General features: G+C 61.0%; 25 protein-coding genes. 8 read left to right on the top strand and 17 right to left on the bottom strand.

Annotated features, from left to right (window positions below; all coding sequences use genetic code 11):
- Positions 1–63: 63 nt before the first annotated feature.
- Positions 64–801 carry a L,D-transpeptidase gene (locus tag LPJGGPFB_RS08160; RefSeq protein WP_173419517.1) on the top strand — a complete coding sequence of 246 codons (738 nt, stop codon included), beginning with the start codon at positions 64–66 and terminating at the stop codon, positions 799–801.
- 16 nt (positions 802–817) lie between these two features.
- Here the strand turns inward: LPJGGPFB_RS08160 and LPJGGPFB_RS08155 are convergent, their stop codons facing one another.
- Together LPJGGPFB_RS08155 and LPJGGPFB_RS08150 are read right to left on the bottom strand one after the other, a co-directional pair.
- Positions 818–1,144, bottom strand: coding sequence for a VOC family protein (locus LPJGGPFB_RS08155; RefSeq protein WP_210264452.1), 327 nt, complete (start codon positions 1,142–1,144; stop codon positions 818–820).
- 41 nt (positions 1,145–1,185) lie between these two features.
- Entirely contained in the window at positions 1,186–1,668 is a 483-nt protein-coding gene (locus LPJGGPFB_RS08150) for an SRPBCC domain-containing protein (protein ID WP_173419516.1), read from the bottom strand.
- Positions 1,669–1,717: 49 nt separating this feature from the next.
- Here LPJGGPFB_RS08150 and LPJGGPFB_RS08145 point away from each other — a divergent pair, with 49 nt between their 5' ends.
- The 3 genes from LPJGGPFB_RS08145 to rkpK all read left to right on the top strand — a co-directional run bounded on the left by LPJGGPFB_RS08145 (position 1,718) and on the right by rkpK (position 4,547).
- Positions 1,718–2,050: an ArsR/SmtB family transcription factor gene (locus LPJGGPFB_RS08145; protein ID WP_173419515.1), complete on the top strand. Its 333-nt coding sequence runs from the start codon at positions 1,718–1,720 to the stop codon at positions 2,048–2,050.
- A gap of 69 nt (positions 2,051–2,119) precedes the next feature.
- Complete coding sequence (locus LPJGGPFB_RS08140) at positions 2,120–3,163, top strand: NAD-dependent epimerase (protein ID WP_173419514.1); 1,044 nt, start codon at positions 2,120–2,122, stop codon at positions 3,161–3,163.
- Between the two features lie 70 nt (positions 3,164–3,233).
- Complete coding sequence (gene rkpK, locus LPJGGPFB_RS08135; RefSeq protein ID WP_173419513.1) at positions 3,234–4,547, top strand: UDP-glucose 6-dehydrogenase; 1,314 nt, start codon at positions 3,234–3,236, stop codon at positions 4,545–4,547.
- A 69-nt stretch (positions 4,548–4,616) separates the two neighbouring features.
- Here rkpK and LPJGGPFB_RS08130 read toward each other — a convergent pair whose 3' ends face one another.
- From LPJGGPFB_RS08130 to LPJGGPFB_RS08120, 3 genes are all read right to left on the bottom strand, one after another.
- Entirely contained in the window at positions 4,617–4,934 is a 318-nt protein-coding gene (locus LPJGGPFB_RS08130) for a hypothetical protein (protein ID WP_173419512.1), read from the bottom strand.
- 209 nt (positions 4,935–5,143) lie between these two features.
- Entirely contained in the window at positions 5,144–7,450 is a 2,307-nt protein-coding gene (locus LPJGGPFB_RS08125) for a Tex family protein (RefSeq protein WP_173419511.1), read from the bottom strand.
- Between the two features lie 210 nt (positions 7,451–7,660).
- Positions 7,661–8,917 carry a cyclopropane fatty acid synthase gene (locus LPJGGPFB_RS08120; protein ID WP_173419510.1) on the bottom strand — a complete coding sequence of 419 codons (1,257 nt, stop codon included), beginning with the start codon at positions 8,915–8,917 and terminating at the stop codon, positions 7,661–7,663.
- A gap of 111 nt (positions 8,918–9,028) precedes the next feature.
- On the opposite strand from LPJGGPFB_RS08120, the gene LPJGGPFB_RS08115 reads away from it, so the two are divergent.
- A complete protein-coding gene (locus LPJGGPFB_RS08115) occupies positions 9,029–9,178 on the top strand; it encodes a hypothetical protein (RefSeq protein WP_173419509.1) in 150 nt (49 codons plus the stop codon).
- A gap of 34 nt (positions 9,179–9,212) precedes the next feature.
- Here the strand turns inward: LPJGGPFB_RS08115 and LPJGGPFB_RS08110 are convergent, their stop codons facing one another.
- The 9 genes from LPJGGPFB_RS08110 to rpoZ form a co-directional block, all read right to left on the bottom strand.
- Positions 9,213–10,259, bottom strand: a complete 1,047-nt coding sequence (locus LPJGGPFB_RS08110; protein WP_173419508.1) for a glutathione S-transferase family protein — start codon at positions 10,257–10,259, stop codon at positions 9,213–9,215.
- Between the two features lie 327 nt (positions 10,260–10,586).
- The gene (gene era / locus LPJGGPFB_RS08105) at positions 10,587–11,528 is read right to left on the bottom strand and encodes a GTPase Era (protein WP_171986893.1); all 942 of its coding nucleotides are present in this window, start codon (positions 11,526–11,528) and stop codon (positions 10,587–10,589) included.
- On the bottom strand, positions 11,525–12,241 hold the full coding sequence (gene rnc, locus LPJGGPFB_RS08100) for a ribonuclease III (protein WP_173420992.1): 717 nt from the start codon (positions 12,239–12,241) through the stop codon (positions 11,525–11,527). Before rnc ends, era begins: the two co-directional genes overlap by 4 nt.
- Complete coding sequence (gene lepB / locus LPJGGPFB_RS08095) at positions 12,241–12,984, bottom strand: signal peptidase I (RefSeq protein ID WP_173419507.1); 744 nt, start codon at positions 12,982–12,984, stop codon at positions 12,241–12,243. Before lepB ends, rnc begins: the two co-directional genes overlap by 1 nt.
- Positions 12,985–13,145: 161 nt before the next feature.
- On the bottom strand, positions 13,146–13,565 hold the full coding sequence (acpS, locus tag LPJGGPFB_RS08090) for a holo-ACP synthase (protein WP_173419506.1): 420 nt from the start codon (positions 13,563–13,565) through the stop codon (positions 13,146–13,148).
- A complete protein-coding gene (locus LPJGGPFB_RS08085) occupies positions 13,562–14,026 on the bottom strand; it encodes a DUF2062 domain-containing protein (RefSeq protein WP_234902787.1) in 465 nt (154 codons plus the stop codon). Before LPJGGPFB_RS08085 ends, acpS begins: the two co-directional genes overlap by 4 nt.
- Before the next feature lie 284 nt (positions 14,027–14,310).
- Complete coding sequence (locus LPJGGPFB_RS08080; RefSeq protein ID WP_065787305.1) at positions 14,311–14,463, bottom strand: DUF3563 family protein; 153 nt, start codon at positions 14,461–14,463, stop codon at positions 14,311–14,313.
- A gap of 203 nt (positions 14,464–14,666) precedes the next feature.
- Positions 14,667–16,892 (bottom strand): RelA/SpoT family protein, encoded by a 2,226-nt coding sequence (locus LPJGGPFB_RS08075; protein ID WP_173419504.1) that lies wholly within the window; start codon positions 16,890–16,892, stop codon positions 14,667–14,669.
- A 103-nt stretch (positions 16,893–16,995) separates the two neighbouring features.
- The gene (gene rpoZ / locus LPJGGPFB_RS08070; protein ID WP_077503976.1) at positions 16,996–17,403 is read right to left on the bottom strand and encodes a DNA-directed RNA polymerase subunit omega; all 408 of its coding nucleotides are present in this window, start codon (positions 17,401–17,403) and stop codon (positions 16,996–16,998) included.
- Between the two features lie 470 nt (positions 17,404–17,873).
- Between rpoZ and LPJGGPFB_RS08065 the strand changes: the two genes are divergently transcribed.
- Complete coding sequence (locus tag LPJGGPFB_RS08065) at positions 17,874–18,455, top strand: LabA-like NYN domain-containing protein (protein WP_077503977.1); 582 nt, start codon at positions 17,874–17,876, stop codon at positions 18,453–18,455.
- 71 nt (positions 18,456–18,526) lie between these two features.
- Here the strand turns inward: LPJGGPFB_RS08065 and smpB are convergent, their stop codons facing one another.
- Positions 18,527–19,006 (bottom strand): SsrA-binding protein SmpB, encoded by a 480-nt coding sequence (smpB, locus tag LPJGGPFB_RS08060; protein ID WP_173419503.1) that lies wholly within the window; start codon positions 19,004–19,006, stop codon positions 18,527–18,529.
- Positions 19,006–19,890, bottom strand: a complete 885-nt coding sequence (gene dapA / locus LPJGGPFB_RS08055; protein WP_173419502.1) for a 4-hydroxy-tetrahydrodipicolinate synthase — start codon at positions 19,888–19,890, stop codon at positions 19,006–19,008. The genes smpB and dapA overlap by 1 nt, the downstream gene beginning before the upstream one ends.
- Before the next feature lie 296 nt (positions 19,891–20,186).
- Between dapA and LPJGGPFB_RS08050 the strand changes: the two genes are divergently transcribed.
- A complete protein-coding gene (locus LPJGGPFB_RS08050) occupies positions 20,187–22,259 on the top strand; it encodes a lytic transglycosylase domain-containing protein (protein WP_173419501.1) in 2,073 nt (690 codons plus the stop codon).
- A 436-nt stretch (positions 22,260–22,695) separates the two neighbouring features.
- Complete coding sequence (locus LPJGGPFB_RS08045) at positions 22,696–23,592, top strand: alpha/beta fold hydrolase (protein WP_173419500.1); 897 nt, start codon at positions 22,696–22,698, stop codon at positions 23,590–23,592.
- 112 nt (positions 23,593–23,704) lie between these two features.
- On the opposite strand, the gene LPJGGPFB_RS08040 is transcribed toward LPJGGPFB_RS08045, so the two are convergent.
- On the bottom strand, positions 23,705–23,953 hold a 249-nt coding region (locus tag LPJGGPFB_RS08040), incomplete at its 5' end, for a porin (RefSeq protein WP_173419499.1).

Raw genomic sequence — 23,953 nt, 5'->3', positions numbered from 1 at the left:
CAATGCACGGCGGCAACGTCCGCTCCTTCCCGAAATGCAATCAGCAGGAATATTGACCCGATTATGTGTGTGTCCCGGAACAGCGCCGGCCGCTTGGCGCAGCTCTTCGCCCTTCTTCTTGCCACATCCACGCTCGCGGGCTGCGTGACCAGCGGCGGACCGGCGAAGCCGAAGGGACCCGATCCCTACTATGTCGCGATGTACGGACCGAAGCCCGACGAAAAGTTTTCGCTCGACGCCATCGACATCAGCAAGGTCGACACGCGCTACCTGCGCCAGCAGGTCGCCTACGCCACCCATGAGCCGCCCGGCACGATCGTGATCGACACGCAAAACCGCTTCCTCTACCTGGTCCAGGATGGCGGCATGGCGATGCGCTATGGCATCGGCGTCGGCAAGGCCGGCCTCGAGTTTGAAGGCGAAGCCCGCATTGGGCGCAAGGCCGAATGGCCGCGCTGGACGCCGACCTCCAGCATGGTGGCACGCGAACCGGAACGTTACGGTCCGCTTGCCGGCGGCATGGAGCCCGGCGTGCGCAACCCGCTTGGACCGCGCGCGCTCTATCTGTTCCAGGGCGACCGCGACACCCTGTTCCGTATCCACGGCACCACCGAGGCCTGGTCGATCGGCAAGGCCGTGTCGAGCGGCTGCATCCGGCTCTTCAACCCAGATATCATCGACCTCTACAACCGCGTCCCGAGGGATTCGCGCGTCGTCGTCCTGCAGGCACAAGCGCCGGTGAACGAGATGCTCGCCCCGATGTCGACGCCGGCAAATGCAGGCGAACCGCTGATGTACTAAACCCGTCGCCGGACGCCTACCAGGCGTCCGGCGTCCGCACCATGTGCACGATGTTGGCGGGGTTCATGATCCAGCCGCCGCGAAAACCCTCGCCAAGATCCTCGACTACGTCACAGCGCACCACACCTTTTTCGGCAAGCCTGCCGAGTGCTGCCTCATGGTCATCGGTGAAGAGTTCGAGCCATACTTCCGCCTGGCTGTAGTTCGGCGCTTCGTCGATCCAGAGCCTGTTGGGGCCGAGGATAAAGCCCTTGGCCGGCGCCTTCTCATCGAAGGGCTCCAGGCCGAGCGTGTCGCGGTAGAAGGCGACGACCGCCTCGTACTGATGCGACGGCACCTTCATAGCGATGTTGATTCCACCGGTAATCGTCACGGCGATCTCCCTCAGAGCTGCGGTTCGGTCGCCGGCTGCCCGGACAATTCGCTGACGTAGTAGCCCTGACGCAGGTTGATGCCGTATTCGAGCCAGGCCTTCATGCAGGCCAGCATCTGCGACCAGCCTTCGCAGTTCATGTAGGAACTCTTCTGTCCACGGGCATTTTCGCGCCAGCCGGTCTCAGCGATCGTCACCATGGTGGCACCATCGTCGAGCGGCTTGAAGCGCATCTCGACCGTGGTGCGATAAGGCTCCTCCCCTTTCTCGACCATCGCATCCCAACGAAAAACGATGCGCTCATGCGGTTCGACGGCCTCGACCTCAATCGGCACATTGCCCCACCAGGTGACCGTCGTGCCGGGCACCATGGGCCCGCTGACCCCACCAAGGGTGACGAAATATCTGCTGATCTGATCCGGATTGACCACAGCGTCGAAAACCTCGGCGACGGGCCGATCGATACGTCCATTCACCCGGAATTCGAAAGACATGACCTCTTCTCCCATTGTGCTGGTGCAGCATATGTTATAAAAACATAACATGTCAACCGAATCGAAAGACGACCTTGTTTTCAAGGCCCTCGCTAACGGCTTTCGCCGGCAAATCCTCGATGCCCTCAAGGATGAGCCGCAGACGACCGGCATGCTCTGCCTGCGGTTTTCAAACCTGGACCGCTGCACCGTCATGCAGCATCTGAAAGTTCTCGAAGAGGCCGAGCTGGTGATCGTCCAGCGTGAGGGCCGGGAGCGCTGGAACCATCTCAACGCCATGCCGATCCAGGCCATCCATCATCGCTGGATCAGCCAGTATGCCGGCCACGCGATGTCCGTCCTTTCCGCCCTGCAGCAAGGCCTCGACCACCCCACGGAATGACGGTTTCGGCTTTCCATCGCCCAGCTTTCTTCGTATGAACGCGCGACAACGCAATCTGGGGATATCGTCTTGCGCTACCTCATCACCGGCACGGCCGGCTTCATCGGTTTCCACCTTGCCAAGCGACTGATCGACGAGGGACATTTCGTCGTCGGCTTCGACGGAATGACGCCCTATTACGACGTGACGCTCAAGGAGCAGCGGCATGCGATCCTCGCCCGCTCCAACGGCTTCAAGGCGGTCGTCGGCATGCTGGAAGACCGGGATGCGCTTGATCACGCCGCAGAGCTTGCCGAGCCGGAGGTCATCATCCACCTGGCGGCCCAGGCGGGTGTCCGCTACAGCCTGGAAAATCCCAAGGCCTATGTGGATTCCAACCTCATCGGCTCCTGGAACATGCTGGAACTGGCACGTGAAATCGGCCCCAAGCACCTGATGCTGGCTTCGACCTCGTCGATCTACGGCGCCAACGAAAAGATCCCGTTCGCCGAGACCGACCGGGCAGACGAGCCGATGACGATCTATGCGGCGACGAAGAAATCGATGGAGCTGATGGCGCACAGCTACGCCCATCTCTACAAGGTGCCGACGACGGCCTTCCGCTTCTTCACGGTCTATGGCCCCTGGGGCCGGCCCGACATGGCGCTGTTCAAGTTCATCGATGCCATCCACAACGACAGGCCGATCGACATCTACGGCGAAGGCCGGATGAGCCGCGACTTCACCTATATCGACGATCTGGTCGAAGGCATTCTCAGGCTCTCCCATGTCGTTCCTGCCGAGGAAAACCGGGTGCCATCCGAAAAGGCTGCGGACACGCTGTCGCTGCAGGCACCGTTCCGGGTCGTCAACATCGGTGGCGGCCAGCCGGTCGAGCTGATGACCTTCATCGAAACCATCGAAAAGGCGGTCGGCCGCCCGGCGCTGCGCAACCTGCTGCCAATGCAGCAGGGCGACGTGCCGCGCACTTATGCGTCTCCGGATCTCCTGGAGGCGCTCACCGATTTCAAACCGTCGATTTCGGTGGAAGATGGCGTCGCCCGCTTTGCGGCATGGTATGACGAATATTACGGTCGCCCTGAAAAGGCCGGCTCGCCAGCCCGCCAAGCCTGAGCCGATCGGCGACGACCGCCGTCGCCAATACTCTGCATAAGCGAAGCTCTCGCAACAAAAGGAAGAGCAGATGAAAGTCACGATGATCGGCGCCGGCTATGTCGGACTTGTATCGGGTGTGTGTTTTGCCGATTTCGGCCATGACGTGGTCTGTCTCGACAAGGACGAAAGCAAGATCGACGCCCTGATGCAGGGACGCATCCCGATCTTCGAACCGGGCCTCGATCATCTCGTCGCCAGCAACGTCCAGTCCGGCCGCCTGTCGTTCACCACCGATCTCGTTTCGGCGGTTGCCGACAGCGACGTGATCTTCATCGCCGTCGGTACGCCGTCGCGCCGCGGCGACGGCCATGCAGACCTTTCCTACGTCTACGCCGCAGCGCGCGAGATTGCCGTCAACCTCAAGGGTTTCACCGTGATCGTGACCAAATCGACGGTTCCGGTCGGCACCGGCGACGAAGTCGAGCGCATCATCCGCGAAACCAACCCGGACGCGGATTTCGCGGTGGTCTCCAATCCGGAATTCCTGCGCGAAGGTGCCGCGATCGAGGACTTTAAGCGTCCCGACCGCATCGTCATCGGCCTTGCCGACGATGATGAGCGTGCGCGCGAGGTCATGACCGAAGTCTACCGCCCGCTCTACCTCAACCAGGCGCCGCTGGTCTTCACCTCACGCCGCACCTCCGAACTGATCAAGTATGCTGGCAATGCCTTCCTGGCGATGAAGATCACTTTCATCAACGAGATGGCCGACCTTTGCGAGAAGGTCGATGCCAATGTCCAGGATGTGGCCCGCGGTATCGGCCTCGACGGCCGCATCGGCGGCAAATTCCTGCATGCCGGCCCGGGTTATGGTGGCTCCTGCTTCCCCAAGGACACGCTGGCGCTGGTCAAGACTGCCCAGGACTTCGACAGCCCCGTGCGCCTGGTCGAGACAACGGTCGCGATCAACGACAACCGCAAGCGCGCCATGGGCCGCAAGGTGATCGCGGCTGCCGGCGGCGACGTGCGCGGCCGCAAGATCGCCGTTCTCGGCCTGACCTTCAAGCCGAACACCGACGACATGCGCGACAGTCCGGCCATCACGGTGGTCCAGACCCTGCAGGATGCCGGTGCCCATGTCGTCGGCTATGATCCGGAAGGCATGGAAAATGCCAAGAAGCTGATGGAGGGGCTCGATTTTGCCAAAGACCCTTACGAGGCCGCCACTGACGCCGACGTGCTGGTGATCGTGACCGAATGGAACGAGTTCCGCGCGCTCGATTTCCGCCGGCTGAAGGCCGTGATGAAGGAACCGGTTCTGGTCGATCTCAGGAATATTTATCGGCCGGACGAAGTGGCAAAGCACGGTTTTGCCTATGCCAGCGTCGGGCGACCGAACTGAGGCCGTCAGACAGGACATTTCTCGCCGGGTACTGCACCCGGCGACCACCTCTGGCAGGCAGCAACAGGTTCACGCCTTCGGTACCGGCTGGGGTGGCAGCGCCTCCCAGCTTTTCCCGGCGAGGATGACGCAGCTTCGGCCGGCCACGTCAGTGACGATCAGGGTCCAGGTGCCGCTGTCGGCGGCATAAATTTCCATCACCGCGTGCTGGTTGATCAAGCCGATCCCAGCGGGCTTTTCCTGGTACTGGCGCAGGAGAAATTCGATCACTTCCGATCGCTGGGCGCAGTTCGCAACAGCTTGCGAACTTGCCGGGTTTGGATGTGCCGTCACTGCGGCCGCCAATATGACGGCTCGAGCGAGGCCACGGATCACATCGCGTCCCATGACGCACCTCCTTTCGCCGGGAAACCCGGCGGAAAAGGAGTTTCCGCTGACCTCGTCCGCCGTAGACCGGCATGGTTATGATCGGCACTTGCTCGCGACACGATACAGGTGCCGCCACCAGATCAGTATGGCGGCGCGCTGGATATATTACAATTACCTAATTCATAGAGGATAGCCCGGAAGTCCGTACGACTTCCGGGCTACACGCATTATTTGCGCTTCATCGCTTCCATAAGCGCGGCACCGAAGGCGCCTTGCGACGGCTGAGCTTGCTTCTGCGGACGCACAGGCGCGCCGCGATTGGCATTGTTCGATGCCGGCGCCTTCGCCTCGCGGCCCGTATCGGCACCGCCGTCCTTACGCATCGTCAGTCCGATGCGCTTGCGCGGCACATCCACCTCGGTCACCCGCACCCGAACCACGTCGCCGGCCTTGACCACCTCATGCGGGTCCTTCACGAACCGGTCGGCCAGTTGCGAGACGTGGACGAGGCCATCCTGGTGGACGCCGATATCGACGAAGGCGCCGAAGGCGGCAACATTGGTCACGGTGCCTTCGAGCTGCATGCCGACCTTCAGGTCCTTGATGTCGTCGATGCCGTCGGCAAATGTTGCGGTCTTGAAGCTCGGGCGCGGGTCGCGGCCCGGCTTTTCGAGTTCGGCCAGAATGTCCTTGACCGTCGGCAGACCGAAACGGTCGTCGACGAAGACGCGTGGGTCGAGCTTCTGCAACGCCGCGCTGTCGCCCATCAGCGAACGCACGTCCCGCCCGCAGGCAGCGACGATCTTCTTGGCGATGCCATAGGCTTCCGGATGGACTGAGGACGCATCGAGCGGCTCCTTGCCATCAGGAATGCGCAGGAAGCCGGCGCACTGTTCGAAGGTGCGGGCGCCGAGACGCGCCACGTTCAGCAATTCCTTACGGCTGGCAAACGGCCCAGTGGCATCACGGTGCGCGACGATCGCTTCCGCCGATGACTTGCCGAGACCCGAGACACGCGCGAGCAACGGCGCCGAGGCCGTGTTCACATCGACTCCAACCGCGTTCACCGCGTCTTCCACCACCGCGTCCAGCGAGCGGCTGAGCTTCGACTGGTCGACGTCGTGCTGATACTGGCCGACGCCGATCGATTTCGGCTCGATCTTGACGAGTTCGGCCAACGGATCCTGCAGGCGCCGGGCGATGGAGACAGCGCCACGCAGCGAGACGTCGAGGCCGGGGAACTCAAGGGCTGCCGTCTCGGAAGCGGAATAGACCGACGCGCCGGCCTCGGAAACGATGACCTTGGTCGGCTTCGGTGCCGGCAATTGCGCGAGCATGTCGGCAACCAGCTTTTCCGTTTCGCGGCTGCCGGTGCCGTTGCCGATCGCGATCAGCTCGATCTTGTGCTTGCGGATCAGCGATGCAAGTTCGGCCTGCGTGCCGCGCACATCGTTCTTCGGCGGGAACGGGTAAACGGTCGTCGTCTCCAACAGCTTGCCCGTGCCGTCGACGACGGCAACCTTGACGCCGGTGCGGATGCCTGGGTCCAGCCCCATGGTAGCGCGCGAACCGGCAGGAGCTGCCAACAGCAAATCCTTCAGATTGCGCGCAAAGACGTGGATCGCTTCCTCTTCTGCCCGCTCGCGCAGTTCGCGCATCAGGTCGAGCGAGAGGGACATGGACAGCTTCACGCGCCAGGTCCAACCGATGACTTCCGCCAGCCACTTGTCGCCCGGCAGCTGCCCGCCGACAGTGTAGGCGGCGGCGATCATGCGCTCCACCGGTTTGACCGGGGACGTATCGTCCTGATCGACGACGATATCGACTGACAGCACCTCTTCGTTCCAGCCGCGCAGCATGGCGAGCGCCCGGTGACCCGGCGTCGTCGCCCAGCGTTCGGAATGGTCGAAATAGTCCGAGAACTTTGCACCCGCATCCTGTTTGCCGTCGACGACCTTGGCTCGCAGGAACGCCGCGCCCTTCATATGATTGCGCAGGCGCCCGAGCAGGTCGGCATTCTCCGTCATGCCTTCGGCGATAATGTCGCGCGCGCCGTCGAGGGCCGTCTTCACATCGGGCACATCGGCCGTCAGAAACGCGCCGGCACGATCAGCCGGTGCAATCGTCCGGTCGGCAAGAATGGCTTCGGCAAGCGGACCGAGTCCACGCTCCCTGGCAATCTCGGCCTTGGTGCGCCGCTTCGGCTTGTACGGCAGATAGATGTCCTCGAGCTCGGCCTTGGTTTCGACTGCGGCGATCTTGGCTTCGAGTTCGTCGGTCAGCTTGCCCTGTCCGCGGATGGATTCGATGATCGAACCCCGCCTTGCCTCCAGTTCGCGCAAATAGGTCAACCGTTCGGCCAGCGTCCGCAGCTGCGTGTCGTCGAGCCCGCCGGTCACCTCCTTGCGGTAACGGGCGATAAACGGCACCGTCGCGCCCTCGTCGAGCAGCTCCACGGCGGCGATGACCTGGGGGATCGTCGCCTTGATCTCGCTGGCAATGATGGCGGCGATTGGTTTTGCTGGGCTGGCCATGGTGGGATCCGTCTTTCCTGTTTTCAGTCGGCGACCATAAAGGCGCAGGCCTTCAAGGCCAAGTGAAGGCCTGCGCGGCAAAACCGGAACTCCACAGGAGATGGGCGATCAGAACACGTCGCCTATGAACGGATCCATACGACGCGTCATGGACTTTGGCTTTTAGGCGTGTCGGTTTGCCGAAGGCGCCGCGCTTTCGGGCGGCATGCCTTAGATGTCCACCGGCTCGAGCGGCGGACGGGTCTTCTCGAATTCCATCAGCTCCCGTTCCTTCGCCTCGATGTAACCGCGCGCGAAAGGCACGGTTTCAAGCGACGGCGACAGCTGCAGCTGGAAGATGAAGTGTTTGTCATGCAGGAAGGCCGCTTCGGACGCGGCAAGATAGAACTCCCACATCCGGAAAAAGCGTTCGTCGAACAGTTTTACCACCTCTTCGCGTCGCGCCAGGAAGCGCTGCCGCCACGCTCTCAATGTCCAGGCATAGTGCATCGGCAAGATCTCGACATCCTTGACCAGAAGACGTGTGCTTTCCACTGACGGAAAGACTTCGGAGAGTGCGGGAATGTATCCGCCGGGAAAGATGTATTTCTCGATCCAGGGATTGGTTGCCCAGGGCTTGTAGACTTGCCCGATGGAGTGCAGCAGCATGACGCCATCCGGCTTCAGCAGCTCCCTGACTTTGCGAAAGAACCGGCCATAGTTGCCAATGCCGACATGTTCGAACATGCCGACCGAGACAATGCGATCGAACTGCCGCCCCTGCATCGTCCTGTAATCCTGGAGTTCGAAGCGGACGCGATCGGACAGGCCACGCTTGGCTGCCCGCTCACGCGAGATCTTCAGCTGTTCTTCGCTCAGCGTGATGCCCGTCACCTCGACGCCGGAGGATTCCGCCAGATACATGGCCATCCCGCCCCAGCCGGAGCCGATCTCAAGCACCTTCTGACCAGGCTTCAGCAACAGCTTGGCGGTGATATGGCGCTTCTTGGCGAGCTGGGCTTCGTCGAGCGAGATGCCCGGCAGCTCGAAATAGGCACAGGAATATTGCCAGTCCTGATCCAGAAACAGATTGAAGAGCTTGCGGTCGAGATCATAGTGATGGGCAACATTGTGCCGGTTGCGATTGACCGGCATCCGGCTCTTCACCTGCTGGCGCAGCACATGCTGAAGAGCAACCAGCATGTTGGAAACGGTCGCCGCATGCTCGAGGCCGTTTACCTTGGCGATCGAGAGCACGTCGAAGATATCGCCGTGCTCGATGACGGCCCGTCCGTCCATGTAGAGTTCGCCAAAACGAAGGCTGGGATCGACGGCAATCGCCTTTTCAGCTTCTGCATCGATAATACGGACCGTTGCCGGCTTGCCCGAGCCGTCGCCCAGAATCACTTGTTCACCGGACGAAAAGAACACCGTCAGATTGCCCTTGCGCACCAGACGGCGAAGCATATTCAACAATGCCGCATTCATAGCCATCCCCTGCCAGATCAACGCATCCGTCCCGTGGCAAGGGCACGGCGGCGGGGCCGGGTTCTATCGGGGCTTCCGAGAGGCGATGCGGCATGACGCGGAGCGCGAGACATGACGCGGCGTACGTCCGGAAGCGGCGAAAACCGGCTCGTTCGTGGCCGCACCGCATCCGGCAAACATCCCACGCTCCTCGTGCGCGCATTGCCGGAGCCGCTTGAGGCCAGCCGCCATCGGGCTCCTATCCATCAGAACTTCCACTAACGTAGTAAGCTTCGATCGATTGGCAATGGGCTCTTTATGCGCCCTCAAAGATTTGTTTGCTTAGCAAATCGGCCGACCTCACGTCAGCGCCGGCGACCCCGCGACCCGGTAGCGAATGGCGATCATGGCGGCGGGTGAAATCGAGCAAGGGGCCGGCGGGCACGATGTGGGTCGGATTGACATGTGTGATGCCGTAGTAGCCTTGCTTGATATGGTCGATGCGCACCGTCTCGGCGATCCCCGGCCATTGGTAGATTTCTCTGAGATAGTTGGACAGCACCGGATAGTCTTCGATCCGGCGGATGTTGCACTTGAAGACGCCGTGATAGGCCGCGTCGAAACGGACGAGTGTCACGAACAGACGGATATCGGCCTCGGTCAGGTATTCACCGGCGATGTACCGGTTGGTCGTCAGGTGGTGCTCGAGTGTGTCGAGCATCTCGAACAGGCTCGCGACCGCCTCGTCATAGGCATTCTGAGTCTTCGCAAAACCGGCGCGATAGACGCCGTTGTTGACGCGCTCGTAAATCGGGCTGTTCCAGCGATCGATCTCCGCGCGCAACGCATCCGGATAGAAATCGAGGCGGTTGCCGGTGAGCTCGTCGAAGGCCGAATTCAGAATGCGGATGATGTCGGCGGACTCGTTGTTGACGATGCGCCCTTCCTTCATATCCCAGAGAACGGGAACCGATACCTTGCCGGTGTAGCCGGCGTCGCTCGCTGTATAGAGTTCGTGATGGTAGCGGATCAGACCGACGCGCGCGCCGGCATCGACAGGCTCATCATAGACCCAGCCGTCGTCGCCAAGCATTGGGCTGGAAACCGTCAGACCGATAACGTCCTCCAACCCCTTCAGATTGCGAAAGGCGATCGTGCGCGACGCCCAGGGGCAGAGATAGGAAACGAACAGGCGGTAGCGTCCGGCTTCCGCCGGAAGGCCTGGCTGCCCGTTCGGCCCGGGGCCGCCATCGGCCGTGATCCAGCTGCGGAAACGGGTCGGCTCGCGATGAAAGGCCCCACCCTTCATCTCGCTCGCTGCAACGTCGCCCTTGACCCATTTTCCATCGACGAGCTGCGGCATGACTTCTCTCCTGAACCTGCGGGAACGCTGCTTCCCTCTCACGCGTACGCAAGCCGGTCAATTCGACCGCGGGGTGACAGATCGTTCGCAATATGGCGACCACATGCAAAGAGCGGCGGCGTCGCCACGGGTGTCGACAGTGCCGAAGATCGTGAATTGGTGCCGGAGAGCCGCTCGGACTACGTCTTGACCAACCGTGCGGAGACGATCCAGCTTGCGCCTTGATGGTCCGGCGAGTGCCTGTGAAGCCGAGGTTCACGTTTCAAATAAAACCGCCCGCCAGCAAGGCTGGCGAGCGGCGTCAATGCAGTTTGTGAAACGCGCCGATCAGCGCGGGAACTCAAGACCCATTTCGCGGAAGCGCTCGGGGTCGTCGCCCCAGTTTTCGCGCACCTTGACGAATAGGAAGAGGTGAACCGGTTGTTCGAGGATCTCGGAGATTTCCTTGCGCGACGCGGTGGAGATCGCCTTGATCGCATCGCCGTTCTTGCCGAGTGCAATCTTCTTCTGGCTTTCGCGCTCGACGTAGATCACCTGTTCGATACGAACGGACCCGTCCTTGCGCTCTTCCCACTTCTCGGTTTCGACATGCGAGGCATAGGGAAGCTCCTGGTGCAGGCGCAGGAACAGCTTTTCGCGGGTGATTTCGGCCGCAAGCTGGCGCATCGGCAGGTCGGAGATCTGATCCTCAGGATAATACCAGGGACCTTCCGGCAGCTTTTCGGCGAGATAATCCATAAGGTCCTTGCAACCGGAGCCGGTCAGCGCCGAGATCATGAAGGTGCGCTCGAACTGGATCGTCTCGTTGGCCGCTGCCGCGAGCTTCAGCAGATCCTCCGGCCTGACCTGGTCGATCTTGTTCAGAACCAGGATCTTCGGCTGGTGGACTTCCTTCAGGCCCTGCAGGATCGTTTCCGCATCGCCCTTCAGGCCACGCTCGCTGTCGATCAACAGCATGATCACGTCGGCATCCTTGGCGCCGCCCCAGGCGGTCGTCACCATGGCCCGGTCGAGCCGGCGCCGGGGCTTGAAGATGCCGGGCGTATCCATGAAGACGATCTGTGCGTTGTCGTGGATGGCAATGCCGCGCACGATCGCCCGGGTCGTCTGCACCTTGTGGCTGACGATCGAAACCTTGGCGCCCACGAGGCGGTTGACCAGCGTCGACTTGCCGGCATTGGTGGCGCCGATCAGCGCCACGAAACCCGAGTGGGTCGGCGCGCTTTCGGCGCCCGTATCTTTTTCCATATCCGTCATGTTTTCCGTCATTTTCCGGCGGAGATTTTCCGCCACACGCCTTCGCGTTCCAACAATTTCGTCGCGGCCACCTGCTCGGCGCCGCGCTTGGATCGATCCGTCCCGGTCTCAGGCGCAACGCCGGCGACCTCAACAGTCACGGTGAAACGCGGATCGTGGTCGGGGCCGGAACGGTCATCCGTCCGGTATGCCGGCGCGATACCAAACTTGGCATGCGCCCATTCCTGCAATTCAGTCTTGGCATCGCGACGGGCGCCGTCGGCGCGGGTCGCACGCTCTTTCCAGTGAAGCAGCACGAATTTGCGCGCCGCCTCCAGCCCGCCGTCAAGATAGATCGCGGCGATGAGCGACTCTACCACATCGGCGCGCACATTCATCATCGCCTTGCCGGTGATTTTCTTCACGTCGGAACCGGTGCGGATAAACTGGTGCAGTTCCAGGTCGTCGGCGACCAAAGCGCAGCTCTCGGCGCTGACGAGCTGGTTCAGTCGCACCGAAAGCTCGCCCTCGTTGGCGTCGTGAAATGTCTGGAAGAGAAGCTCGGAGATGCAAAGCCCCAGCACCCGATCTCCGAGGAATTCGAGCCGCTGATAATTCGAGCCTCTGGCATTGCGGGCGCTGGAATGGGTCAGCGCCCGGTCGAGCCGTTCCTTCTCGCTGAACTGATAGCCAATCACGGCCTCGAGCTTGGCCCGATCTTCCGCGCTTAGCGACCGCGCCTTCATCATTCGACCGCCTTGAACAGGCGGTCGTAGCGCAGGTTCGCCGGCCACTTCCAGATCTCGCGGAACGAGGTGTCGTTGCCGAGCGAGAAGAAGATCAGGCTGGCGCGGCCGACAAGATTTTCGGCGGGCACGAAGCCCACGTCAAAGCGGCTGTCGGCCGAGTTGTCGCGATTGTCGCCCATCATGAAGTAATGCCCTTCGGGCACGATGAACTCGCGGGTGTTGTCGCCGCGCGAATCCGGGAACTGGTCGAGCGTGTCATAGGAAACGCCGTTGTCCATGGTTTCGCGGTAGACAGGCACGTCGCCGCCGGTGTCGTACTGGTCGTCGGCGCGGAAGACGCCGTCAGGCACCCGGTCGATGGGCTTGTCGTTGACATAGAGAATGCTGTTGCGCACCTGGATGCGATCGCCCGGCAGGCCGACCAGACGCTTGATGTAGTCGATGTCCGGGTTCGGCGGGAAGCGGAAGACGACGATATCGCCGCGCTCCGGCTCGCTTGCGAAGATGCGGCCGGAAAACAGATCCGGCGAGAACGGCAGCGAATACTTGGAGTAGCCGTAGGCGAACTTGTTGACGAAGATGTAGTCGCCGACAAGCAGGGTCGGCATCATCGAGCCGGACGGAATGGTGAAGGGCTGAAAGAAGACGGTGCGAATGACCACGGCCAGGAGCAGTGCCTGGATGATGACCTTCACATTCTCCCAGAGACCGCTCTGCTTCGCTTCTGTCTTTTCTGCCACGCTGCTGTCTTCCTTTGTCATCGGCACGCGCTTGAAGCGTGCCGCTCAATCAACTGTCGTTTGCGCTCGTTCCAGCCCCAAAGGGGGATGCGCACTTGTTAGCTCTGCCGCGATGGCCGGCCCACGCAAACGGGCAGCCCCGGTTTTCTCAACGGAATGCTCTAAACCGTTCCCTCTGGCGGGGCAACGGGCAGTGCTTCGATAATCACGAAGGCCTGCGCCAGCGGAAAATCGTCGGTAATCGTCAGATGGATTGCCGCGCGATGCCCCTTCGGTACCATCGCCTGAAGCCGTTCGGCAGCACCACCGCTCAAATGCATGGTCGGCTTGCCACCGGGCAAATTGATGACGCCCATGTCTTTCCAGAAGACGCCGTGCGCTATCCCCGTGCCGAGTGCCTTTGAGCAGGCCTCCTTGGCTGCGAAGCGTTTGGCATAGGAGGCGGCGCGGTTCTTCCGGCCCTCGGACTTTGCGATCTCCACTTCGGTGAAGCAGCGATTGACGAAACGCTCGCCGAAACGCGAGAGCGAGTTTTCGATGCGCCTGATGTCGATGAGGTCGCTGCCGATACCGATAATCATGGTGTGGACCTTGTCCCGGTCGAGCGTGCGCGTCGACGGCGGGACTGAAAGAGACGGGCGGCCTGATAGGCCAGGGGATAGAAGATCAAGGCGCCGGCGGCGGCAAGCGGAACCGATCCGATCAGCATCGGCTTGAACACAGGGCCCCAAAGGGCCGAAAACTCCAGGTGTTCGACCATATGCGCGACATCCGCGCCAGTCGCCACCTCTGCCGCCTGCTGGCCGATGATGACGCTGCCAAGCTCGTAGGACGCCGTCAGGATCATCGGGATCGTCACCGGATTGGCGAGCGCCGTCGTGATCGCTGCAGCAAGCAGATTGCCGGAGAACACGGAAGCAAGCGCGACCGCAATGACGATATGCAGCCCGAAGAACGGCGTGAATGACGACGCCGCACCTGCGGCAACGCCTACCGCAATCGAATGCGGTGACGATGACAGGCGCAGAACACGCAGCGCCATATAACGCGGGCCGCGCCGAAAGCCCTTGCGCGGCCAAACAAGCGCGCGAAGCCTTTCGGAAATCGTGACCGGTTTTCTACGTCTGAATAACATTATGCCGTCATGACCGCATCTCGACACCGCCAGTCGGCACAAGACAGCGTGTCCGCCTGTTTGAAGGCCGCAAGATAGGCGTCATGCCTGCTGCTTGCAACCCGGTGGCGTATGGTGCAGCGATCACGAATGAGCCATTCGCCTGACGCATGGCTCGCCTTTCCCACCCTCATGCGGGAACAGGCAGCAGCTTAGTAGCCGTTGCGGAACAGGCCGCGATCGATCTGACGCTGACGGTATTCGAGATCGATGCGATCGACCGAACCGTTGAGATAGGCAAGCTCGCGCTCTTCCTGAGTGGCGACGCGCAGAGCGCGGGTGATCTTCTTCAACTGATTAAACATGGCAAACCTCTTCGTTTACCTCCCGATCCAGAAGATAGTTTAGAGGTCACTGTTCCACCAGAGCCATGAAAAGACGGCAGCCATGCGCGGCAAGCATGCCTTGCCGCTTTTCAAGCCTTGGTCTGCCTGATTTCAAGGCAGCTGCGTAAAACGCACGCGCATGCCGAGCCGATGGGAGTGCGATGACGACAACCAGCGCCCCTTCATTCGAAGAGGCGCTTGACCGTCGAAATGCTCGGCAGTTCTTTCAGCTGGGTAATCAGATGGTTCAGCTGCCTGAGGTCCCAGACCTCCAGATCGAACTGCAACTCACTGAAGTCCGCAGCCACGCGCCCCATGGAGAGCGAGCGGATATTGACATCGCTCGTTGCGATCGATTGCGCGACTTCGGCCAGCGTGCCTGGCTCGTTCAAGGCACTGATGGCGATCCGCGCCATGAACCGGCTGCTGTTGGCCTCGTCCAGATCCCAGCGCACGTCGATCCAGCGCTCGGGCTCGTCATCGAACTTCTGCAGGATCGGTGACTGGATCGGATAGATGGTGATCCCCTTGTCCTTCTCCATGATGCCGACGATACGATCTCCGGGAACAGCGCCGGCAGCGCTGAAATGCACGCCGGCATTGCCCGAGAGCCCGCGGATCGGCAACGCTTCCGGACCTTCCGCCTGCGCCGGCTCGCCCGCTTCCTTGGATCGACCGGGTAACTTGAACACCATGCCGGCCGCACTGCGCATGTTGAACCAGCCGTCGTCGGCATTCGGCTTGACGGTGACGCGTTCATCCTGGTGATCGGGGAACACTGCACGCAGGACATCGAGCGACGACAGCTCGCCGCGCCCGACCGATGCGATCGCATCCTCGACCTCTTTGTGTCCGAGCCGGTGCAGCGCAGGCTTCAGGGCCTCACGCGAAAACGTCTTGCCGGCGCGCTCGAAGGTTCGCTCGAGAATTCGGTAGCCGAGGCCGGCATATTGCTTGCGGATGGCCGCCCGCGTCGCGCGCCGGATGGCGGAGCGCGCCTTGCCGGTGACAACGATCTCTTCCCATGCGGGCGGCGGCACCTGGATGCCCGAGCGGATGATCTCGACTTCGTCGCCGTTGTTGAGGCGCGTCACCAGCGGCATGATGCGGCCGTTGATCTTGGCCCCGACGCAGGTGTCGCCAATGTTGGTATGGACCGCATATGCGAAGTCGATCGGCGTCGCGCCGCGCGGCAGCGCAATGAGCTGCCCCTTCGGCGTGAAGCAGAACACCTGGTCCTGGAAAAGCTCGAGCTTGGTGTGCTCGAGAAACTCCTCCGGATTATCGCCTTCGGCCAGCGATTCAATCGTGCGCCGCAGCCAGGAATAGGCATTCGATGTCGGCGACAGGGCAGTCTCTGTCGATGCGCCCTCGCCGTCCTTGTAGAGCGAATGCGCCGCAATACCGTACTCGGCGATGTCGTTCATCCGTCGTGTGCGGATCTGCAGCTCGATGCGCTGACGCGAAGGCCCGACGATGGTCGTGTGGATCGACTGATAGTCGTTCTGCTTCGGGGTCGAGATGTAATCCTTGAAACGACCGGGTACGACGCGCCAGCGTGTGTGCACGATGCCGAGCGCGCGATAGCACGACGGGATATCGTCGACGACGATACGAAAGCCCCAGACGTCGGATAGCTGCTCGAAGGACAGGGATTTCGACTGCATCTTGCGGAAGACCGAATAGGGCTTCTTCTGCCGCCCTTTGACCTGCGCGCCCTTCAAGCCCTCAGCCTGGAGCAGCTCGGTCAGTTCGTCTTCGATCTTCTTGATCAGGCCCTCGTTGCGCTCGGACAATTCTTCCAAGCGCCGGGTGACGGTCTCGAAAGCCTCCGGATTGATATGGCGGAACGAGAGGTTTTCCAGTTCCTCGCGCATATCCTGCATGCCCATGCGCCCGGCGAGCGGCGCATAGATGTCCATCGTCTCCTCGGAGATGCGCGCGCGCTTCTCGGCCGTCATATGGTCGAGCGTGCGCATATTGTGCAGACGATCGGCAAGCTTGACCAGGAGGACGCGCACGTCGTCGGAGATCGCCAGCAACAGCTTGCGCAGGTTTTCGGCCTGCTTGGCTTTCTTGGTGACGAGATCGAGTTTCTTGATCTTGGTCAGGCCCTCGACGAGCGCGCCGATATCCTCGCCGAAGAGATCGTCGATCTCCTGCCGGGTCGCTGTCGTATCCTCGATCGTGTCGTGCAGGAGTGCGACCGCGATGGTCGATTCGTCCAGATGCATTTCAGTCAGGATCGCCGCGACTTCCAACGGGTGGGAAATGTAGGGGTCGCCGCTTGCCCGCTTCTGCTGCCCATGCTTCTGCATGGCGTAGACGTAAGCCTTGTTCAACAGGGCTTCATTGACGTCGGGCTTGTACTTCTGAACGCGCTCAACGAGCTCGTATTGGCGCATCATTCGCGGGCGGCTCCGTGGGAAAAGACAATAAAAAAAGTGCGCCAATCATACGAGTGGCGCACTGCTTTGATAACACGCGGGAACGTTTGTTCCGTTACGGATCTCAGTAGTCGTCGCTCTTTTCCGGGGGCACCAGGCCCTCGATGCCGGCCAGCAGCTCTTCTTCCGACATGCGGTCGAAGGTGATTGCTTCCGGCTGATCGTCGTCTTCCGCCGTCGCGGCAAACGTCGTGTCGGCATCGGCCTGAACCAGCGAAGCCGGATCGGGCTCGGGCTCGTCCACTTCGACATGCTTCTGCAGCGAATGGATCAGGTCTTCCTTGAGGTCGCCCGGCGAGAGGGTCTCGTCGGCGATTTCGCGCAGTGCGACCACGGGGTTCTTGTCATTGTCGCGATCGATGGTGATCGCTGCGCCCTGCGAGATCAGGCGGGCGCGGTGGCTGGCGAGCAGCACGAGTTCGAAACGGTTGTCGACCTTGTCAATGCAATCTTCGACGGTGACGCGGGCCATTGCCTGTCCTTTTGGGCTCAAAGCGCGGCGATCATCGCCGCAGCACGGATTAACGACACGAGACCGGAACGGCCGCCGGATGACGGCCTCATCGGCTCCGATTTCTGGAATTAGCCGCTCGGATACAATCAAAACAACAGGAGTTCAAGTTTTTCCTGCACTGAGCGCTCACATCACCCCGTGTTGCATGGTAAAATGCCACGCGGGCGGGCTAGACTTCGCGAATACATACCCTGGTTGCACTTCCAAATGCAGACCGGAAACGTCTGGTAGAAACTGCAGACTTGCGATGTGGACGAACTGCAGCAACTGCTAAAACTAGCTATATTCGCGGGAAGCCGCTTGGAATAATGCAAGTGGTTAACTACATTATTTGCAATATCAGCAATTATTAATGTAATCGACGTATTTTCGCGCATTCGCCGAAGGGCCGCTTAGCCGAGCGAGATGCGCACTAAAAAGGAATAACGATGTTTGATCCACGCGAGAAGATCGCTCTTTTTATCGACGGCGCCAATCTCTACGCCGCATCGAAGAGCCTCGGTTTCGACATCGATTATCGCAAACTGCTCAAGGCATTTCAGAAACGCGGCTACTTGCTGCGCGCCTACTACTACACGGCTCTCATCGAGGACCAGGAATATTCTTCGATCCGTCCGCTGATCGACTGGCTGGACTACAACGGCTACAAGGTCGTGACCAAGCCGGCCAAGGAATTCACCGACTCGCTCGGCCGTCGCAAGATCAAGGGCAACATGGACATCGAACTCGCGATCGACGCCATGGAACAATCGGAAACCGTTGATCACCTGGTGATCTTCTCGGGCGATGGCGACTTCACCACGCTCGTCGAGGCGCTGCAGCGCAAGGGTCGAAAGGTCTCGGTCGTGTCGACGATGTCGACCCAGCCGCCAATGATCGCCGATGACCTGCGTCGCCAGGCCGATCACTTTATCGATCTCGTCACGCTGCGCGCGGAAATCGGCCGCGACCCGTCCGAGCGCACCCCCCGCCAGCATATCGAGCCAGTGGCAGACCCCGTCGAGATCTGAGCCCAACCCCACCACTCGCCAATCAGTAAAGAAAGAGCCACGTCCGCGCCGTGGCGAGCGCGGGGCTGCGTTCAGCCCCGGTCCTTGAGCAACCGGCTCTTCTGCCGGTTCCAATCGCGCTCCTTGGCGCTTTCGCGCTTGTCGTGCAACTTCTTGCCCTTGCCCAGCGCCAATTCAAGCTTGGCCCTGCCCTGATCGTTGAAATAGATCTTGAGCGGAATGAGCGACATGCCTTCACGGTTGACGGCGCCCTGCAGCCGGTTGACCTCGCGCTTGGACAGCAACAGCTTGCGCCGACGGCGAGGCTCGTGGTTGAAGCGGTTTGCCTGCAGGTATTCCGGCAGATAGGAATTGATCAGCCAGATCTCCCCGCCCTCGTCGGTGGCGTAGGATTCCGCAATATTTGCCTTGCCTTCGCGCAGCGACTTGACCTCGGTTCCGGTCAGAACCATACCGGCCTCGTAGGTATCGACGATCTCGTAGTTGAAGCGGGCCTTGCGGTTTTCCGCGACAATTTTCTTGACTGTGCGCTGGCTTCCCTTGGGTGCCATCAGTTCATCAATCCTGCATGCCTGAGCGCCGAATCGATTGCGGCTTCCGTTGCTGGCTCGAGTGTCGAAAGCAACGGCGAACGAACAGCGCGGCTCATGCGGCCGAGACGGTTCAGCGCGTACTTGGCGCCGCAAAGGCCAGGCTCCATGAAGATGGCCTTGTGCAGCGGCATCAACTTGTCTTGATAGTCCAGCGCCTTCGCATAGTCGCCGGCAAGCGTGGCCTGCTGGAATTCAGCACAAAGCCGCGGCGCGACGTTTGCCGTCACCGAGATGCAGCCGACGCCGCCATGGGCGTTGAAGCCGAGCGCCGTTGCGTCTTCGCCGGAAAGCTGGACGAAATCCTTGCCGCAGGCCATGCGCTGCTCGGATACGCGTTCGATCTTGCCGGTCGCATCCTTGACGCCAATGATCGTCGGGTAGGCCTTGGCGAGCGCAGCCATCGTTTCGACGCTCATGTCGACGACGGAACGGCCGGGGATATTATAGATGACGATCGGCAGCTTCACGCTTTCCGCGATCGCCGAAAAGTGGGCGAACAGGCCCTTCTGCGTCGGCTTGTTGTAGTAAGGCGTGACGACAAGCACCGCATCCGCACCCGCCTTTTCGGCATGTTGCGCAAGCTCGACGGCTTCGATGGTGTTGTTGGAGCCGGCGCCGGCAATCACGGGCACTCGCCCGGCGGCCGCCTTGATGCAGAGTTCGACGACCTGCTTGTGCTCGGAATGCGAAAGGGTCGGGGATTCGCCAGTCGTGCCGACGGGCACGAGGCCAGTGCTGCCCTCTTTTATCTGCCATTCCACATGCGCGACGAAACCTTCCGCATCCACAGCGCCCGCGGCGGTAAACGGTGTTACGAGAGCGGGAATGGAACCCTTGAACATGCACAACTCCTGACGGCTCAAAGACGCAAGCACACTCACGCTTTGGCCGTAATCGACGGTTAAAAAACTGCCGCACCATAATCATGTGAGGGGGCTGCGGCAAGCGCCGTGACACGGCATTTCATGCCGGTTTTCACGTAAAAGCTTGACGTTGAAGCCGTATAATCCTCGTCGCTTGCCATCCGGTACTAAGGCGCCCGGCGATGCAATTGCGATGATCGGTAAATCCCGGTAACCTTTCGTTAGGCAATCCGGCGGCAAATGAATGCGAGACACGGGGAAACACGGGGCTCTTGATGCGCGGATCAATTCTTCTGCCTGTCGCCGCCATGGTCGGCGCAGCGCTTCTGGCCTCGTCGGCCCTTTCTTCCGAGCCCCCAAACAAAGTGCCGGTACCGGGCGCCAAACCGGCGATCTCTGACAAGGCTGGTCGCGTTTCCGGTAAGGACATCACCGGCGCGATCCACGCAACGCCATCGCCGATCCAAAGTGAGCTGAAACTCGGGCTGAACGCGCTTTCCAACAAGGACCCCGCCACGGCAATCGCCGTGCGAAACCGCATGGCTGACGGCACGCTCGACCGTCACATTCTGACCTGGGCGATCGCCGTCTCGGGCCAACGCGGCATCCGCTCCTTCGAAATCGCCAGTGCCCAGCGCGAACTGCAGGGGTGGCCCGGCCTCAAATCGCTGCGTGCCAACTCCGAACGTGCTCTCTATCGCGAGAACCCGCAGGCAGCCGACGTTGTTGCGGCCTTCGGCCAGACACAGCCTGAAACCACGGAAGGCACGATCATTCTTGCCCGCGCGCTTGTGGCCCAGGGGCAAAGTGCGACGGCCGCCACGCGCTTGCGTGCGCTCTGGTTCAAGCAAGGGCTCGACAAGGATGTGGAGACCCAGATCCTTTCCGAATTTTCGGGCCTGCTGACAGTCGCCGATCACAGACGGCGAATGGCGATGCTGCTTTATCGCAATCGCGTCGAGCAGGCGGAACGCTTCAGCGATCTTGGCAAGGCGCAGTCTCTCTATCGCGCCTGGGCGGCGGTCAACCGTGGCGGCACCAATGCCACGGCGCTGATATCGGCGGTGGACCCCTCTTGGCATAAGGACCCAGCCTACCTGTTTATCCGCATCGAGAACCTCCGCAAACAGGACAAGTATGCGGAGGCCGCCAAGCTGCTGGCGACGATGCCAAGCGACGAGGACGCGCTGATCAATCCCGGAGAGTGGTGGACCGAGCAGCGGATCATCAGCCGCGGGCTGCTTGACAAGGGGGATTTCCGCGGCGCCTATCAGGTCGCCGCCAACCACAGGGCAACCGAAGCGACCGATATCGTCGATGCGGAGTTTCATGCCGGCTGGTACGCACTGCGTGGCAAGGAAGACCCGGCTGCCGCCGCGCGGCATTTCCGACGCATTCTCGATGTTTCCACCAGACCGCTTTCCGCATCGCGCGCCTGGTACTGGCTTGGACGATCGGCGGAAGCCGGTGGACCGGGGAACGCCAAGGACTATTTCGCCAATGCCGCCCGGTTTCCAGGCACGTTCTACGGCCAGCTCGCGGCCGCACGGCTCGGCCGCAAGGTGCTTAACGTGACCTATCCGGCGCCCTCAGCCGAAGACCGCGCCCGTTTCGAAAGCCGCGAGGCGGTTCGCGCCATCTCACGGCTCGAATCGGCAGGCCACGGCTGGCGCGCCGACAGCATCTACCGGGCATTGGCCGAGGAACTGACAAGCCCTGGCGAGTTGGCCATCCTTTCGGCCCGCGCCGAAAAAACCCGCAATCACCAGCTTTCGCTTCAGATCGGCAAGACGGCCTTCGGCCGCGGCATCGACGTCGCAGCCCTCGCCTTTCCCGTCGGCGTCATCCCGCCGACCGCCAACATCGACGGCTCGGGCAAGGCGCTCGCCTATGCGATCGCGCGCCAGGAAAGCGCCTTCAATCCTGCGGCTGTCTCAACCGCCAACGCGCGAGGCCTGCTGCAGCTGCTGCCGGGAACCGCCAAAGGCGTGGCAAGCCGCTACGGTCTTGCCTATTCCAAGGACAGGTTGACGAGCGATGCCGGATACAACGCCACCCTCGGCGCGCATTATCTCGGCGAACAGATCAACAGCTTCGGCGGGTCCTACATTCTCACCTTCATCGCCTACAATGCCGGCCCGCGCCGCGTCCCGGACTGGCTCAGCCGCTATGGCGATCCCCGCGGCAAGCCAATCGACGAGGTCGTCGACTGGATCGAGCGCATCCCGTTCCAGGAAACGCGCAATTATGTCCAGCGTGTCATGGAAAACTACCAGGTCTACAAGGTGCGGCTCGGCCAAAGCGCTGATATCGTTGAAGATCTCAGGATGGGACGTTCACCGTCCTAGCGACGTGAAACGGCAGCAAAGCCCCTGGTAAACGCCCGAGACGGGCGTCCACTCAAGCCACTGCAGCAAGACATCTGCGCAGTTAAGCGCTTCGCGATCTTTCAGATTCGCTTGGTGCGCTTTAAGTTCTTGTTTTTGCGCATGTCGTTATCGCAAAACCGCGGCACACTTTTGCGCGACATGCTCTAAAATTTACGCTGGCAAACTGCGGGAGCGCGATTTTTCACCCCCATGCTTACGCCTGTCGCACTGACAAAGGTCGCGGCATCACGACATGGCGACCCAAGCGCGGTCACTAAAGTTGTTCAAGCTCGAACGGGGTCACCGAAACAGCTCTACCTCTTTGTTTTTACAAATTTTCTGACGAAGAAGCTCTTCGCACTTTCCCCGAATGCGCTCTATTCTCTCTTTGACGATCAGAGGAAAGGCCAGAGCCATGCGGCAGGACGGTTTTAGCGAGCGCTATTTTTTATCGAACGACGGCTTGCGGCTCTACGCACGTATCTATGGCCACAAATCGCTCGAAGTTGGCGGTTCTTTACCCGTCGTGTGCCTTGCGGGCCTCACGCGCAACAGCCGCGACTTCCATTTCCTCGCACAACATCTCTCATCGCCGGTCGGTGGCTCGCGCACTGTCTTCTGCCTCGACTACCGCGGCCGTGGACAATCGGAGCGCGATCCGGACAAGAGCCGCTACAGCATCCCCGTAGAAACGAACGACGTGATCACGGCCTGCCATACACTTGGAATTGAGAGAGCAGTTTTCATCGGCACGTCCCGCGGCGGATTGATCCTGCATCTGCTCGCGCAACAGACGCCGTCGCTCATTGCCGCCGTGGTGCTAAACGATATCGGCCCCGTGATCGAACGTGGTGGATTGCTCGCAATCCGCGAATACCTCAATAACGGTGGCAGACCGCAGACCTGGGAAGATGCGCCGGCTCATCTTCGAGCCTTGCACGGCACAGAGTTTCCGGTACTTGGCGAAACCGATTGGCGCGACATGGCGAACGCCATTTACCGCGATGAAAATGGATATCCAGTCCCGGACTTTGACCAGGCAATTGCGAAGCAGTTGCTACCACTCGACGACAGCACTCCCCTGCCCGATCTCTGGGAGCCCTTTCAGGCGCTCGGCCAATACCCTTTGTTACTCGTCCGAGGAGAAAACACACGGTTGCTGGCCGAAGAAACAGCCACCGAAATGCACCGTCGGCATCAGAAAATGACTTCCGTTACCGCACTTGGCCAGGGACACGCGCCACTGCTGCATGTCGGTGACCTCAAGCAAGACATCGCTGAATTTCTGGAGACTATTGTGCGCGGTGCTTAAACAGGGCCTGTGACATTCATCACAACGAAACGGCTCCACCGACCTTTGCGCAAAAACGAAAAAGCCCGGCTCGAAAGCCGGGCTTCTCTAATCTGACCGAGGTCAGATCAGATTAGAAGTCGCGCTGCAGGCGGACGAAACCAAAAACCTGGTCCTCAGAGCCACCGCCGACTTGATCTTCGTCTTCGTACTGAACCGACACGCGGGTCGCCAGACCTTCGGTGATCGCGTAGTCGAGGGTCACGCCAGCGCGCCACTTGTCGAGGCCGCTGTCGAAGCCGAAGTTGCCGTCGTTCAGATCGCCGAAGTACTGAGCACCGGGGGTGATCTTCAGCTTGTCGGTTGCCTTGAAGGCGTACGA

The organism is Ensifer adhaerens, assembly GCF_013283195.1.
GTDB classification, from domain to species: domain Bacteria; phylum Pseudomonadota; class Alphaproteobacteria; order Rhizobiales; family Rhizobiaceae; genus Ensifer; species Ensifer adhaerens_G.
Note: the sequence above shows the minus strand (reverse complement) of the source record. Positions and strands in the feature narration are given on the sequence as shown.